Raw genomic sequence first — 14,320 nt, forward strand, 5'->3', positions numbered from 1 at the left:
CTTTCAGGGCACGCGGTGCTCGCGGAAGGTGACGCGCAGCGTGTACGTGCCCGCCGGGGCCTCCACCCGCACGAAGTCCCGCGCGTGCGGCGTCTGGAGCGTCAGCGTGCCGCCCGTGGCCTGCTTCTCCCAGGCCACCAGCGCCAGGTCGTCCACCGCCGTCACGCCCTGGCCGGACTTCGGGGGCGCGGTGTTGAGCGTCAAGTCCAGCGCCCAGGGCGCGTTCCACAAGTTCGGCCCTGGCGGATCCGCGGGGAAGCGCAGGTCCTCCGCCACCAGCGTCCAGTCGTAGGTGCCGCCGTCGTGACGCAGCAGCGTCTGCTCGCCAAAGAGCGTGTAGGACTCCACGGGCAGGTACTGCACCTTCGCGGAGAACGCGCCGCCGCCCTGCCCCTTCAGCCACGCCACCGCCGTGAGGTCGCGGTTGGGCGGCCCCTCCGCGAAGCCCGGCGGACGGAAGCGGTTCACCAGCTTCACCGCCGCGCTCCGTGAGTCGCTGGCCGCGCGCCGCTGGCAGAGCGCCGCGGCGCCCCGGTGCGGCCCGTCCTGGCACACGTAGCCGGCGTTCGGGCCCACGCTCCAGCGCGACGCCTCGTTGGCGTCGTCGTCCACGTCGTGGTCCTCGAAGTCGCCGTGCAGGAGCACGTCGCGCCCGGCCTTGAGCTTCACGCCCGTCACGTCCGCGCCCGTGAGCCTCGCCACCGCCACGGACTCGCCTTCCTGGCGCAGGGGCCGCAGGTCCACCGTGGCGCGGCCGTTCGCGTCCACCGTCACCGGCACGTCCACGGTGCGCTCGCTCACCGCCGCGTGTCTGTCTTCCGGGAGCAGCTCGCCCCAGGAGGGTTGGGGCACCAGCTCCACGCCGCCCTCGCGGGACAGCTCCGCCAGGTTGCGCAGGAAGCTGTCCGCCAGGTCGCCCGCGACGGGGCGGGGGCGGTAGTCCTCGATGTACACGGGCACGGCGCGGGCGCGGTCCACGCGCGCGCCCGTGGCCTCCACCTCCGCCATCAGGCCCACCATCGTCTCCATGCGGTCCTGGTCGAAGGCGAAGTTGCCCAGCGACTGCGCCATCAGCACGCCCTGGTGGCGCGCGAAGCCCTGCGGGATGTGCGGGTGGTGCGCGATGACGAGCCCCGCGCCCGCGTCCACCAGGTCGCGCATCCGCTGCGCCGTCGGGGTGGAGGGCCGGAGGCTGTACTCGACGCCGGTGTGCAGCACCGCCACCGGCACGCGCCCCTGTGCCTTCTCCGCGGCCAGCAGCGCGGACGCCCGCGTCAGGTCGCGCGCGTCCGCCGCGCCGCCCTGGTCGGGGCCCGCGACGTACTGCTGCTCATGCGCGCTGCCGGTGATGGAGCACATGGACACCAGGCTGTAGTCCCCGCCCGGAAGCGACACGCGCGCCGGGAGGAAGGCCTCGGTCTCGTCCTGGCCCGCGCCGCTGAAGGCCATGCCCGCCGCGGCCACGTGCGCGAGCGTGTCCGCGAGCCCCGGCGCCAGGTAGTCGTAGACGTGGTTGTTGCCCAGGCTCACGTAGTCCACGCCCAGCCACGGCAGCGCGGGCAGCGAGCCGGGCAGCGTGAAGAACGCGTAGGCCTTCTCGTCGTGGGGCGTCGCCGGTCGGTCCGTCACCGGCGTCTCCAGGTTCACGGCCCGGAAGTCCGCCGCCTGGAAGTAGGGCCGCACGTGCGTGAAGACGGCCTTCGTGCCCGGCAGCGGATCCGACACGCGGATGAGCGCCGCCGGGTCGTCCGGCGGCATCTGGTTGCGCGGCGTGGTGTCGTCCGGGTCGAGGAAGCGCCGGCCCAGCGACACGTCGCCCGCGAAGAGCATCCGCACGCCGTCCTTCGGGGACAGGCGCACCGGCGGCAGCGTCACGCGCTTCTGCGTCAGGCTCCGGCGCAGCTCCACCGCCACCACCGCCGGGCGGAAGCCCTCCGCGTCCACCGTGAGCAGCCGGTTGTGGCGGGGCAGCGCGGGGAAGCGGAAGTGGCCGGCCGCGTTCGTGCGCGCCCGCGCGTCCCCCACCTGCACCACGACGCCCGCGACCGGCGTGCCCGCCGTGGAGACCAGCGAGCCCTCCAGCGCGATGCCGGTGCAGGCGTAGTCACGGCGCGCGGTCCGCTCGGCCTCGGGCACGCTGGCGTCCGCCGCGGGCTCCGGCGCGCAGGCCGTCAGCACCGGAGCCTCCTCGGGCGGGGGCGGCTCCTCCGCGGTCTCGTCGGGAGGCGGGTTCTCGTCCGGCGGCGGCCTGGGAGGCGGAGGGGACTCCTCGCCGGGCGGGTCCTCCGGAGGCGTCACCGGCGCCGAGGGCTCATCGCCCGGCGTCACGGCCTCCTGTCCCTGCTTCGGCGGGGACGCGCCAGGACCGCACGCCACCAGCCACGCCGCCACCCACGCCACGGACCACCGCCGCCACGCCATCCCACCCCTCCACCGCGGACCGCCTCGCGACGAGATGGGGACGACGGCAGGCAGGCGCCAGCGACGGGCTCGCCCCCGGGGGCTGCCTGCCTGCCCCGGGGGGCCGGGGGGTGTTCACCCGGCGACAGCGACCCCGTCCCTCCAGGACACTACCAGGGCACCTCCGCGCCCTCGTAGTCGAAGAACCGGCCGGAGTGCTCCAGCGAGATGCTGTCGATGACCCGCAGCATCCCGCGCACGGACTCCTCCGCCGGCAGCGGCGCGTCCTGCCCGCCCATGTCCGTCTGCACCCAACCCGGATGCAGCAGCACGCACGCCAGGCCTTCGCGGCGCAGGTCGTTGGACATGGAGCGCACGCCCATGTTCAGCGCGGCCTTGGACATGCGGTAGGCGTACGCGCCGCCCTCCGTGTTGCTGGAGAGCGACCCCATGCGCGACGTGACGTGCGCCACCTTGCGGCCCGCGCCGTGCCGCAGCGCCGGCAGCAGCGCGGAGGTGATGCGCAGCGGCCCGAGCGCGTTCACCTCGATGGTGCGCGCCAGGTCCTCGTAGTCCAGCTCATGCAGCCCCACCCACTGACCGGACACGCCCGCGTTGTTGATGAGCACGTCCACCGGCTCGCGGCACACGCGCTCCGCGAAGGCCTGGACGCTGTCCGCGCGCGTGACGTCCAGCGCGTGGATCCTCAGGCGGTTGCCCGCCTCCAGCAGCAGCGGCTCCAGCCGGCGCGCCAGCTCCGGGGCACGCACCCCCGCGTCCACCGTTTCTCCCCGCCGCAGCAGTTGCTGCACGAATTCGAAACCGATGCCACGGCTCGCTCCCGTGATGACATAGCGCATGCCTTTATTAACGCGCCGGGTGGCTCTCCTTGGCAAAGCTCTTGCCTTCGCACTAAGGCGCCCGGGGTTGCTCACCTCACGACAAGCTCGGGAGTAGGACGACATGACGGTCGCGGTCATAGGGGGAGGCATCACCGGACTGGCGCTGGCCTATCAATTGCGGGCTCGCGGTACTGATGCCGTGGTGCTGGAGTCGACGTCACGCGTGGGTGGAAACGTGCAGACCCACGCACGCGGGGGCTACTTGCTGGAGGCCGGGCCCAACAGTTTCCTGGACCGGGAGCCCACCACGCGTGAACTGGCGGAAGTGCTGGGAGTGTCAGCCCGGATTCGTCCGGCGGATGCGGCGGCGAAGAACCGTTACGTTTTCACCCGCGGCGCCCTGCGGGCGCTGCCCACGTCGCCGCCGGCCTTCCTGAAATCCGACATCCTCCCCCTTGCGTCCCGCCTGCGGGTGGTGGGGGAGCTGTTCAGCGGGCGCAACCCCACGGGTGCGGACGAGTCCCTGGCCCAGTTGGGGCGGCGCCACCTGGGACGTGAGGCGACGGCGGTGCTGCTGGACGCGATGCAGACGGGCACCTACGCGGGCGACCCGGAGCAGCTCAGCGCGGAGGCCACGTTCCCGCAGTTGGTGAAGTTCGAGCGGGAGCACCGCAGCCTCATCCTGGGCGCCATCCGTGCGCAGCGCGCGGCGCGGCGGGCGAAGGGCGCGGGCGCGGTGGAGCCAGGGCCCCGGGTCACCGGGCAGATGAGCACGTTCGACGGCGGCCTGGGCGTGCTGGTGGACGCGCTGGCGAAGGCGCTGGGCGACAACGTGCGCACGGACGCGAAGGTGGAGGGGCTGGAGCGCGCGGCGGACGGCTGGAAGGTGCGCTACCAGCAGCGGGGCCAGCCGGCGGAGCTGAGCGCGTCGCACGTGGTGCTGGCGGTGCCCGCGCACGTGGCGGCTTCGCTGGTGCGTCCGCTGGACGCGGAGCTGGCCCGGACGGCGGACGCCATCCCGTACGCGCCCATCGCCGTGGTGCACCTGGGCTTCGCGCCGGGGACGGTGCCGAAGCCGGACGGGTTCGGGTTCCTGATTCCGGCGGTGGAGGGCACGGCGATGCTGGGCACCATCCACGTCTCCACCACGTTCCCCTTCCGCGTGGAGGGCGGGCGCGTGCTGCTGACGTGCCTGATGGGCGGCGCCCGCCGGCCGGAGGTCGTCTCCCGGGACGAGGACGCGCTGGTGGCGCTGGCGCGCGAGGAGCTGAAGACGATGGCGGGGCTCACCGCGACGCCGGAGCTGACGGAGGTGTTCCGCTGGCCGCGCGGGATTCCGCAGTACACCGTGGGCCACCTGGAGCGCGTGGCGGCGATGGAGGAGCGGCTGACGCGCCTGCCCGGCCTGCACCTCGCCGGCAACGCGTACCGGGGCGTGGGCGTCAACGACTGCCTCAAGGAGGCGGCGCGGCTGGCGGACGCGCTGGGCGGGACAGCGGCGGGCGCCACCCGGAGCGCCTGAGCGACCGCTCACCCAGGGACAGCGACGGCCGGGGGCACCCCTCCCTGGAGGGGCCCTGGGTCGATGCCAGAGTCCGTGGGCATGTTTCCCGGACACTGGAGAAGCCCCCCATGTTCTCACTGCGCTCGCCGCTCCTGTCCATGCTCGCCGTCCTCTTCTTCCCCGCGGTCCTCGCCGGGACGTTCGTCCTGGAGTTCGTCCCCGCGACCGTCCCCCAGCGCTAGGGCGCGGGACGGTGTAGCCTTCCGCCTCCGCATGCCGGAGACGTCGTCGGAAGGCTCCATCGTTCGTGCCACGCTGCGCGCGCTCGTCGCGCCGTGGCGGCTGGCCCCCATCGTCCTGGTGTCCATTCCGCTGCTCGTGGCGCAGGTGCGCTGGAGCCTGGACCCGCGGGCGTTCTGGATTGGCCTCCTGCTGTGCCTGCTGTGCGTCGCGGTGGCGCCCGTGTCGTACCGGGTGCTGTTCCCGGAAGGGCTGGACCTGAGCCACGGCGGCATCCGCCTGCTGCTCTACGCGGCGGTGGGCAGCGGCGTGGTGCTGTCCGTGGGCTACGCCCTGCCGCGCGTGATGCTGATGCGGGACACGTTCCTGTCGGAGCCGTACAACCTGGCCATCTGCGGCGGCCTGTTCCTGGTCGCGGGCTGGGGGTTGGGGCGGGACATCGGCTTCGAGGAGACGCTGGCCCGGGAGCGGGCGCGCGCCACCCGCTTCGCCTGGGAGGCGGAGCAGGCGCAGTTGCTGGCGCTGCGCAGCCACCTGGATCCGCACTTCCTCTTCAACACGCTGAACGCCATCGCGGAGTGGTGCCGCGAGGACGGCGCCGTCGCGGAGGCCGCGGTGCTGCGGCTGTCCACGATGCTCCGCTCGGTGCTCGCGGGCGTGCGCAGCGTCACCTGGCCGCTGTCCCAGGAGCTGGAGCTGATGCGCACGCTCTTCGACCTGCACCTGCTGCGCGACCCGGACCTGTTCCAACTGCGCATGGACGTGGCGGACGGGCTTGCGGACGTGCCCGTGCCGCCGCTGTTGCTGCTGCCCCTGGCGGAGAACGCGGTGAAGCACGGCCCGGCGGCCGGCCACCGGGGCCCGCTGGGCGTGGAGGTGGCCGCGCGCGAGGGGGCGGTGGTGGTGTCCATCCACAACCCGGGGGCGTCCAGGGGCCCGCGCGAGGGCAGCGTGGGCCTGCCCACCGTGGAGCGGCGGCTGGCGCTGGCCTACGGCGGCCACGCGCTCCTGTCGCTGGAGAGCGCCGACGGGCGCACCCGTGTCACCGTCACCCTGCCCCGCCAGGGCCCCCAACCCGGAGTCCTCACGTGAGAGAGCCCCTGCGCGTCCTCATCGCCGACGATGAGCTGCTGGCCCGGAAGCGCCTGTCGCGCCTGCTGGCCGCGCTGCCGGACGTGAGCGTCTGCGGCGAGGCGGTGGATGGGGACTCGGTGCTCGCGGCGGTGCGCGCGGGCGGCGTGGACGTGGTGCTGCTGGACATCCACATGCCGGGCCTGAGCGGGCTGGACGCGATGGCGCTGCTGCCGGAGGGCGGGCCCCACGTCATCTTCTGCACCGCGCACGCGGAGCACGCGGTGAACGCCTTCGAGCACGGCGCGGTGGACTACGTGCTCAAGCCCGTGGAGGCGGCGCGGCTGCAGAAGGCGCTGGAGCGCGCGCGGACGCGGCTGCCGGCGCGGGTGAAGTCCGCTCCGGTGACGGCTCCGGCGTCCGCGGCGGAGAAGCCGGCGCTGGCGCGGCTGCCCATCCCGACGCGGCAGGGGCTGGTGCTGGTGTCGCCGGACGCCATCTCCCACGCGTCGCTGGAAGACGAGCTGGTGACGGTGTTCACCGCGCAGGGCGACTACCTCACGGACTTCACGCTCAACGAGCTGGCGGACAAGCTGCCCCCGGAGCACTTCCACCGGGTGCACCGCCGCGCGCTGCTCAACCTGGCCCATGTGACGCGGCTGGAGCCGCTGGAGACGGGCGGATATCTGGCGCGCACGGCGCGGGGCCACTCGGTGGAGGTGAGCCGCCAGTCCGCGCGCGAGCTGCGCCGCATGCTGGGCCTGCGCAAGGGCGCGGAGGACGAGGGCTGAGCACGGCCTGCGCGCGCGGCACGGCGTAACGCCCGGCGCCGCGCGCCTTCAGTTCCAGACGAACAGCCGGTGCACCTGCGCCGCGTCGTCGCCCAGCGTGTCCATCAGGGCCTGCTTCGCGGGGCCGGGCAGCTCCTGTCCGCCTCGCGCGCAGCGGGCCGCGTCCTCCACCGCGAAGGCGGGCGCGGCGCAGAACGCGTCCTGCCAGCGCGACATGAGCGAGGCGAAGAAGGTCTGCTCGTAGCCGCGCAGTTGGCCGTCCAGCCAGCCCTCCTTGTCGGGCCGCTCGAACCGCTGGGGCCGCACGCCGCCGGGGTCGAAGGTGATGTTGTGCTCGTAGCCGGAGGCCTCCAGGGACCGCTCCGCCTTCACCGCCAGCGGCGCGTGCCGCTCCTGGAGGATGCCCTGGGCCACCACCGCGAAGTGGTACTCCACGCCCCGCCGCTGCGCGTGGTAGTCGAACGAGCGCGACACGTCGCGGTACTTCGTCACCTCCACCGTCGTCTTGTACTCGACCGTCTTCTTCTGCTGGACGAGGCGCTTCTTCATCACGCCCTTGTCCTCGTAGGACTCCTCCACCGTGTACGGCACCTCCGCCGTCGCGGTGCGGTCCTCGTGGTCCGTGTACGGCACGCGCTCCGTCCACGGCGCCGTCAGCGTCACCGGCTCGCTGATGCGCCGCTCGCTCAGGCTCCCCGCGATGGTCATCGGCGCGTGGCGCTGGGACGCCTCCGAGTACCAGGGCGAGGCCTCGAACGCGCCCGACAGCCGCGTCACCAGGTACTGCACGACGTCGTTGCTGATGCCATCCACGGACACCTGCCACGTGGGCACGCCCAGCGCCTCCGGGAACATCCCCGCGCGGGGCGCGGGCTGCTGGTAGTGCCCGCAGTAGCGCGACACCAGCTCCGCCCAGTGCTGCGCGCCGCCGGACAGCGACTGCTTCAGGTTCGCGCACGTCGCCGCGCCGCCCTGCGCCACCGCCTCCTCCATGTCGCGGCGGATGGGCGCCATCTCCGGGTGGGCCAGGAGCGCGCGCTTGCGGTCCAGGTGCGACTCCGCCGTCAGCGCGTGGCCCCGCTTCGCCTGCTCGATGATGAGCTGGCGCAGGTGCCGGTGCGTGCCCGCCATCTCCTCCAGGAGCGAGCTCTCCATGCCGCCATCCAGCTTGGAGTTCCACTTCACCTTGTAGGTGAAGAACTGCTCCAGGCTCGCCTCCGCGTCCTCGTCCCGCCCCTCCACCCGCGCCTGCCGCGCCTGGGTGAGCAACTGGGACAGGCCGCGCCAGCGCAGGTCCTCCAGCGACGCGCGGTACTCCGGGTTGTTGGGCTCGTCATTGACGAGCTTCACGTAGACCTCGGCCGCCTCGACGAAGCGGCCCTTCTCCGCCAGGTCGTTGGCGTGGCCCCGGGTGGTCGAGCACGCGGACAGGACACCCGCGCACAGGAGCGCCGGCACGAGGAAGGACCTCCGGCGGGCGCCGGAGCGGAACGATGCGAGGAGCGAGGCGATCACGGGAACGGCACCCTTCAGCGCGAGGCACGAGGCCTCGCAAGCTGACCTTCAGGATGGCCGGATTATTCACCGCGACGGCCCCGTCCCGACAAGGGTCCGTCAGCGCTCCACCGGCCAGGTGTGCACGGGCAGCCCCTCGTCGGACAGCTCCAGGTAGCGCTCCAGCATGGCCGCCAGCGCGTCCTGCCGGGGCATGTGGGCCTCCAGCCGCTCCAGCACCGCCCGCTGCCAGCGCGCCCCGGTCCGCTGGAGCGCCACGCGCCGGGCGATGATGTCCAGCAGCCCCTCCGCCTCCGCCACGTCCACCCCGGCCTCCACCAGCCCGCGCCTCGCCACCGGCAGGAGCTGCTTCACCAGCTCCACCGCCGGCAGCACCCGGGGGCTGGGCGCGGTCTCCGCCGGCCACAGCAGCGCCGCGCCCAGGCCGTGGTGCGCCGCCTGCTTGAAGTTGCGCCGCGCCTGCCAGAAGGGCAGCGCCGGCAAGAGCGCGTCCACCCGCTCCGCGAGCCCCAGCGTCAGCCCCAGCAGGAACGCGCCGTTGGCCACCATGTCCACCGGCGTGGGGCCGGACGGCAGCGCGCGGAACTCGATGCGCACGTGGCCTTCGCCGTGCGGATCATAGACGGCCCGGTTCCACGACCAGACCGTGCCCTGGTGCAGCCGCAGCTCCTCCAGCTTCGGCAGGCCCCCGGCGGCCACCACCTCCAGCGGGGACTCCCGTCCCATCACCGGCAGGAGCGCCGGGTAGAGCGCCACCGCCTCCGCGAACAGCTCGTGCGCCCCCTCGCGCACCCAGCCATGGCCGAACGTCACGCGCGGGTGCAGGTGCGCGGCCTCGTCGCTGTCGCTCCGGTCGTCGGTGGCCTGCTGGAAGAGCGCCACGCGCGTCTCCTCCCACAGCCGCTTGCCCAGGAACACCGGCGAGTTGCCGCACGCGGCCAGCACCGGCCCGGTGGCGAGCTGCGCGGCGTTGTACACGCGCGCGAAGTCCTCCGGGGCCACGCGCAGGTGGAACTGGAGCGACGTGTTCGCCCCCTCCAGCGTCACGTCCTCCCAGGTGAGGTGGAGCGTGTCGTCGCCCGCGATGGCCACCTGGAAGGGCCCGTCGCGCCGCTTGCGGATGGCCGCGGCCAGCGCCCGGTAGCGCGGCTGCGGCGTGAGCGCGTTCCTCCCCAGGTCCGCCTGCCGCAGCGTGGGCAGGATGCCCACCGCCGCCACGCGCGCGCCCTCCGTCGCCGCCGCGCGCTTCAGCTCCGCCAGCACGTCGTCCAACTGGGCCTGGAGCCCGGTGAAGGGCCGCCCCGCGAGCAGCGAGGGGCGCAGGTTCATCTCCATGTTGAAGCGGTTGAGCTCCAGCGTCAGCCGGTCGTCCTTCGACTTCGCCAGCACCTGCTGGTTCACCGGCAGCGGCGAGCCCGCGCCGTCCACCAGCGCCACCTCCAGCTCCGCGCCCATCGTCGCGGGCCCCACGCCGAAGCCGGGACGCCGGAGCACCTGGCGCAGCGCCTCCAGGCTCTCCGCGAGCCGCGCCACGAACCGCGTGTGCTCCTCCGGCGTGAACTCCTCCTGCTGGATGGCCAGTCCCATAGGCCCTCCACGATTGCCACGACGCGCGGCCCCGGCACGCGCGGTGTCAGCCGCCGGACGCCGCAAGGTGCCGGGGCCCCCACCCGGACCCACGCCCCCCTGTCCGCCCCCCAGGCCGGCGGCCCCGGGTGCGCCCGCGCCGGGTGTGTTATCCCAGGCCCCGTCATGCCGGACGCCACCGTCAACCTCCACGACCTGACCCGCCCCGAGCTGGACGCGCGGCTCGCCGGCTGGGGCTTCAGCCCCCAGTACCGCGAGCGCGTGTGGACGGGCCTGTACCGCGACGGCGTCACCGCGCTGGGCGAGGTGACGGGGCTGCGCCCGGACCTCCAGGCCGTGCTCCAGGAGCGGGCGCGCCTGGGGGCGCTCGCCACGCACCACGAGAGCTTCAGCAGCGACGGGCTCACCCACAAGCTGCTCCTGCGCCTGCACGACGCGCAGACCATTGAGACGGTGCTGATGCGCTTCAAGGGCCGCGCCACCGTGTGCGTGAGCACGCAGGCCGGGTGCGCCATGGGCTGCGTCTTCTGCGCCACCGGGCAGATGGGGCTGTCACGCCACCTGACGCCGGGCGAGATCGTGGGACAGGTGCTCCACGTCACGCGCCTCCTGCGCGCGCAGGGTGAGAGCTTGCGTAACATCGTGCTCATGGGCATGGGCGAGCCCCTGCACAACTACGAGCACACCCTGGCCGCGGTGGACATCCTCGTGGACCCCAAGGGCCTGGCGCTGGCGCCGCGCTTCATCACCCTGTCCACCGTGGGCGTGGTGCCCGGCATCCTCCGGCTGGCGGACGAGGCGCGCCCGGTGCAGCTCGCGGTGAGCCTCCACGGCGCCACGGACGCGGAGCGCGCCGCGCTGGTGCCCGCGGGCCGCCGCTGGCCGCTGAACGAATTGATGGACGCGTGCCGCTACTACGTCGCGAAGCGCAAGCGCCGCATCTTCTTCGAGTGGACGCTCATCTCCGGCCGCAACGACACCGCGGAGCACGCGCACACGCTGGGGCAACTCCTGCACGGGATGGACGCGCACGTGAACGTCATCCCGCTCAACCCCACCGTGGGCTACGACGGCGGCCCCAGCGTCCCCGACGCGGTGCGCGCCTTCCAGGACGTGCTCACGTCGCACGGCGTGCCCAGCACGGTGCGCCAACGTCGCGGCATCGACATTGACGCGGGCTGCGGCCAGCTCAAGGCCGCCGTGGAGCGCAAGCCCCGCCGCTCCCTTCCCGTCGCTTCCTGAGCAACGTGCGGGGTCGCGCGGAACACCCCCCAACCTGACGTGTCACCCTGAAGCGCTAGCATCCAGCCCGCCCGCACGTGCGTAGCGAGGTGTGGGCGGCAAGCGGATGTTCGTGGGCCCTTGCATGGCATGGGCTCGTGGGCACATTCTTCAAGACGGCTTCCACGCAACCCCAACGGCTTCTCTGGCGGAGGTGGGCAATGCTTTCCATCCAGGAGCACGGCACGGTGGAAGAGGCGAGCAGGAACCTGCTCGACTTCATCCTGATCCCCGACAACTGGCTCGAGCAGGCGCACCCGCAGCCCGAGGGCTCCGCGACGTGGCCGGCACCGGACACCCAATACCAGCGGCGCGTGGGCCCGCTGCGCATCTGCGCGTCGGTGGACGTGGCGCCGTCGCTGGACGTGACGCTCCACATCGCGTTCCGCGCGCCGGGGCTCACGCCGCTCAAGGCGGCGGACCACCTGGAGAGCTTCCTCAAGCAGCGCCTGCCGCTGACGCCCAACAGCGAGTGGCAGGTGGAGGTGGACGAGCGCCGGTGGATCCACTTCTCGCGGCGCTACGCGGGCACGCACCTGCTGGCCTGACGGCTACGGCGCCAGCCGGTAGTGCCGCAGCGGCTGCGCCACGTTCTTCACCGGCGTCTCCGTGAGGGGGCCGAACTGGAGCTTGCGCACGAAGGGCTCCTGGGACTGCTTCAGCGCCTCGTGCACGCTCTCCATCACCAGCGTCTCGCGGAAGCCCGCCAGCGACTGCAGGCGCGCGGCCTGGTTCATGCCGCTGGAGAAGGCCGTGTAGTTGCGGTTGGGCCCGAAGAGGCCGCAGTTCGCGGTGGCCAGGTTCACGCCCACCGCCACGCCCAGGCCCGGCAGCTTCACCCGCTGGCACAGCGCGGCCACCTCTTCGCGTCCGCTCAGCTCCGCGGTGAAGGCCTGGATGTCCTGCGCCGCGCGCACGGCGGCCTCCGCGCGGCGCACGCGGTCCGTCTGGAAGAAGGGCGGCCCGAAGAGGCCGATGACGCAGTCGCCCACCATCTTGTCGAAGACGCCGCCGTGGGCCCAGATGCAGTCCACGGCGCGCGCGCTCCACTCGTCCACGAAGCGGCCGATGCTGCGCGGGCTGTCGAAGCCCTGCTCGCAGATGCGGGTGAAGCCGTTGATGTCCGCGAACAGGATGCCCACCTCCTGCTCCTGCGCGCGCAGGTGCCGCGCGTAGTCCGGGTCCTCCAGCAGCGCGTCGATGGCCACCGTGGGGAAGAACTGCGACAGGTGGATGCGCTCGCGGTTGTAGTCCAGCAGGCGCTGGCTCAGCGTGGAGGCCAGCACGCGGATGAGGTCCATCGCGTACGCGGAGAAGCCCTCGTTGCTCCAGACGACAATCTTGCCCAGGGGCTCGCTGCGCGTGGCCGCGGAGATGAGGACGGCCTCCGTGGTGCGCCCGTCGAACAGGCGCTTGAGCACGCCCGCGTCCCCGTGCAGCAGCCGCGTGCCGTGCTGGTGCACCAGCGCCTCCAACTGAGAGCCGGGCTGATCTCCGCTCTCGTACTCCAACTGCCCGTGCCGGTACGTGCGGTAGTGCAGCACGTGCGGCTGCACGGCGTCGCGGTACAGGAGGAGGAAGCCCGGCAGCCGCACCCGCTGCGCCAGCGTGCGCACCGCGTGGTCCATGCCCGCCTCGAAGACGGGGTTGGCCAGGTGCTCGTTGCACTGGAGGATGAGCTGGTGCTTCTCCGACGCGGTGTGGACCAGCATCAGCACCGTGTCCAGCTCCTCCGCCACCACGTCCAGCGCGCGCACGCGCTTCGCGGTGGTGCCCGCGTCGCCGGGCGGCCCCGCGAAGAGCACGCCCAGCGTGCCCACCGGTGAGCCCGCCACGTCCAGCGTCTGGGTGAGCAGCGTGCCCGTGTCGTGGACGCTCAGCCCCATGGGCCCCGCCAGCAGACTCCCGGCGAAGACGCCGCCCCAGTCGCCCTCGCTCCAGGTCTGCTCCACCAGCTCCTCGTCGCGCGTGGTGACGGCGATGGCGCGCGCGCCCAGCAGCGTCAGCAGCGTGGGGAAGCAGCGCCGGAAGCACTGGGTGAGCGTCTCGCGCTCCCGCAGGCTCTCCTCCAGGAGGTCGTCCGTGACGCGTCCCAGGTGCCGCAGGTAGCGGTACTCCTCCAGGGACAACTCAACGGGTGGGGACGGGGGCGCCGGGGTCATGTGCGCCCCTTGTACCGCCGCCCGGGAGAAGTGTCACAGCGCGGGCACGTGCTTCGTCCCGCCCACGACGACGCCGTCCTGGACCTCGATGAGCCAGTAGCCCTCCTTCCCCGCCTGGGTGGAGGAGCCCGCGCCGAACAGGTGGGGCCGGTCCGCCGTGGCCGGGTGGTGGTAGCGCTGGTGGATGTGGCCGTGGAGCACCGCGAAGCGCGGGCCCGGCAGCAGCTTCAGCAGCGCGTCCGCGTCATGCAGGCCGTGGTGCCAGCCGTCCGCGTGGTTCGCGGCGCCGCGCGGCGCGTGGTGCACCACCACCAGGATGGCGCGGCCATCCAGCCGTGCGTCCCTCAGCAGGGCCGCCAGGCCTTCGAGCTGGGCGGGGCCCACGGTGCCGTAGGACAGGCCGGGCGTGGGCAGCGGGCGCGCGGAGCACAGGCCCACCACCGCGGCCCCCTCCCCCACCAGCCGCACGAAGGGGAACGCGCCCTCGCGGCGGTACTCCGGCAGGTCGCTGCCGAGCAGGTCCCCGAAGTGCCGGGCGAAGCGGCCCTCCCGCGCGGCGCCGGGGGTGAAGACGTCGTGGTTGCCGGGGATGACGGTGCAGCGCGCGGGCGTGGGGGCCAGCGGCGACAGCGCGGCGCGGGCGGCGCGGAACTCGCCCTCCAACGCGTAGGCGGTGAGGTCACCGGAGAGGATGAAGTGGTCCACGCCGTGCGTGCCCGCCTCGCGGGCGATGGTGGACAGCGTGGCCTGCGCGTTCCGGTAGGCCTTCGCCCGGCCTCCCGCCGTCAACTCCACGAGCGCCACCCAGCGGCGCCAGCCCAGCTTGCGCAGCGGCAGGGCGAAGTAGTCCTCGGTGATGTGGACGTCGGAGCAGTGCAGGAAGCGCATGGAGGAGGTCACACCCTGGGAACGGGAGGAGGCGGCGGG

General features: G+C 73.2%; 11 protein-coding genes. 5 read left to right on the forward strand and 6 right to left on the reverse strand.

Annotated features, from left to right (window positions below; translation table 11 throughout):
* Positions 1-3: 3 nt before the first annotated feature.
* Together K8556_RS13815 and K8556_RS13820 are read right to left on the reverse strand one after the other, a co-directional pair.
* A complete protein-coding gene (locus K8556_RS13815) occupies positions 4-2,421 on the reverse strand; it encodes a CapA family protein (protein WP_223740532.1) in 2,418 nt (805 codons plus the stop codon).
* 149 nt (positions 2,422-2,570) lie between these two features.
* Positions 2,571-3,260 carry an SDR family oxidoreductase gene (locus K8556_RS13820; protein ID WP_223740533.1) on the reverse strand — a complete coding sequence of 230 codons (690 nt, stop codon included), beginning with the start codon at positions 3,258-3,260 and terminating at the stop codon, positions 2,571-2,573.
* Between the two features lie 103 nt (positions 3,261-3,363).
* On the opposite strand from K8556_RS13820, the gene hemG reads away from it, so the two are divergent.
* From hemG to K8556_RS13835, 3 genes are all read left to right on the forward strand, one after another.
* Positions 3,364-4,764 (forward strand): protoporphyrinogen oxidase, encoded by a 1,401-nt coding sequence (hemG, locus tag K8556_RS13825; protein ID WP_223740534.1) that lies wholly within the window; start codon positions 3,364-3,366, stop codon positions 4,762-4,764.
* Positions 4,765-5,019: 255 nt separating this feature from the next.
* Positions 5,020-6,078 carry a sensor histidine kinase gene (locus tag K8556_RS13830; RefSeq protein ID WP_223740535.1) on the forward strand — a complete coding sequence of 353 codons (1,059 nt, stop codon included), beginning with the start codon at positions 5,020-5,022 and terminating at the stop codon, positions 6,076-6,078.
* On the forward strand, positions 6,075-6,848 hold the full coding sequence (locus tag K8556_RS13835) for a LytTR family DNA-binding domain-containing protein (protein WP_223740536.1): 774 nt from the start codon (positions 6,075-6,077) through the stop codon (positions 6,846-6,848). Before K8556_RS13830 ends, K8556_RS13835 begins: the two co-directional genes overlap by 4 nt.
* Positions 6,849-6,896: 48 nt before the next feature.
* Here K8556_RS13835 and K8556_RS13840 read toward each other — a convergent pair whose 3' ends face one another.
* Positions 6,897-8,363 carry a hypothetical protein gene (locus K8556_RS13840; protein WP_223740537.1) on the reverse strand — a complete coding sequence of 489 codons (1,467 nt, stop codon included), beginning with the start codon at positions 8,361-8,363 and terminating at the stop codon, positions 6,897-6,899.
* Positions 8,364-8,462: 99 nt separating this feature from the next.
* Positions 8,463-9,950 (reverse strand): glutamate--cysteine ligase, encoded by a 1,488-nt coding sequence (locus K8556_RS13845; RefSeq protein WP_223740538.1) that lies wholly within the window; start codon positions 9,948-9,950, stop codon positions 8,463-8,465.
* A gap of 165 nt (positions 9,951-10,115) precedes the next feature.
* On the opposite strand from K8556_RS13845, the gene rlmN reads away from it, so the two are divergent.
* Both rlmN and K8556_RS13855 read left to right on the forward strand, forming a co-directional pair.
* Complete coding sequence (gene rlmN, locus K8556_RS13850) at positions 10,116-11,192, forward strand: 23S rRNA (adenine(2503)-C(2))-methyltransferase RlmN (protein WP_223740539.1); 1,077 nt, start codon at positions 10,116-10,118, stop codon at positions 11,190-11,192.
* A 200-nt stretch (positions 11,193-11,392) separates the two neighbouring features.
* The gene (locus K8556_RS13855; RefSeq protein ID WP_223740540.1) at positions 11,393-11,779 is read left to right on the forward strand and encodes a hypothetical protein; all 387 of its coding nucleotides are present in this window, start codon (positions 11,393-11,395) and stop codon (positions 11,777-11,779) included.
* Between the two features lie 3 nt (positions 11,780-11,782).
* Here the strand turns inward: K8556_RS13855 and K8556_RS13860 are convergent, their stop codons facing one another.
* Both K8556_RS13860 and K8556_RS13865 read right to left on the reverse strand, forming a co-directional pair.
* Positions 11,783-13,393, reverse strand: coding sequence for an adenylate/guanylate cyclase domain-containing protein (locus tag K8556_RS13860; RefSeq protein WP_223740541.1), 1,611 nt, complete (start codon positions 13,391-13,393; stop codon positions 11,783-11,785).
* A 33-nt stretch (positions 13,394-13,426) separates the two neighbouring features.
* Positions 13,427-14,281 carry a metallophosphoesterase gene (locus K8556_RS13865; protein WP_223740542.1) on the reverse strand — a complete coding sequence of 285 codons (855 nt, stop codon included), beginning with the start codon at positions 14,279-14,281 and terminating at the stop codon, positions 13,427-13,429.
* Positions 14,282-14,320: the final 39 nt, after the last annotated feature.

It is taken from the genome of Corallococcus sp. AS-1-12 (assembly GCF_020036995.1).
Classification (GTDB): domain Bacteria; phylum Myxococcota; class Myxococcia; order Myxococcales; family Myxococcaceae; genus Corallococcus.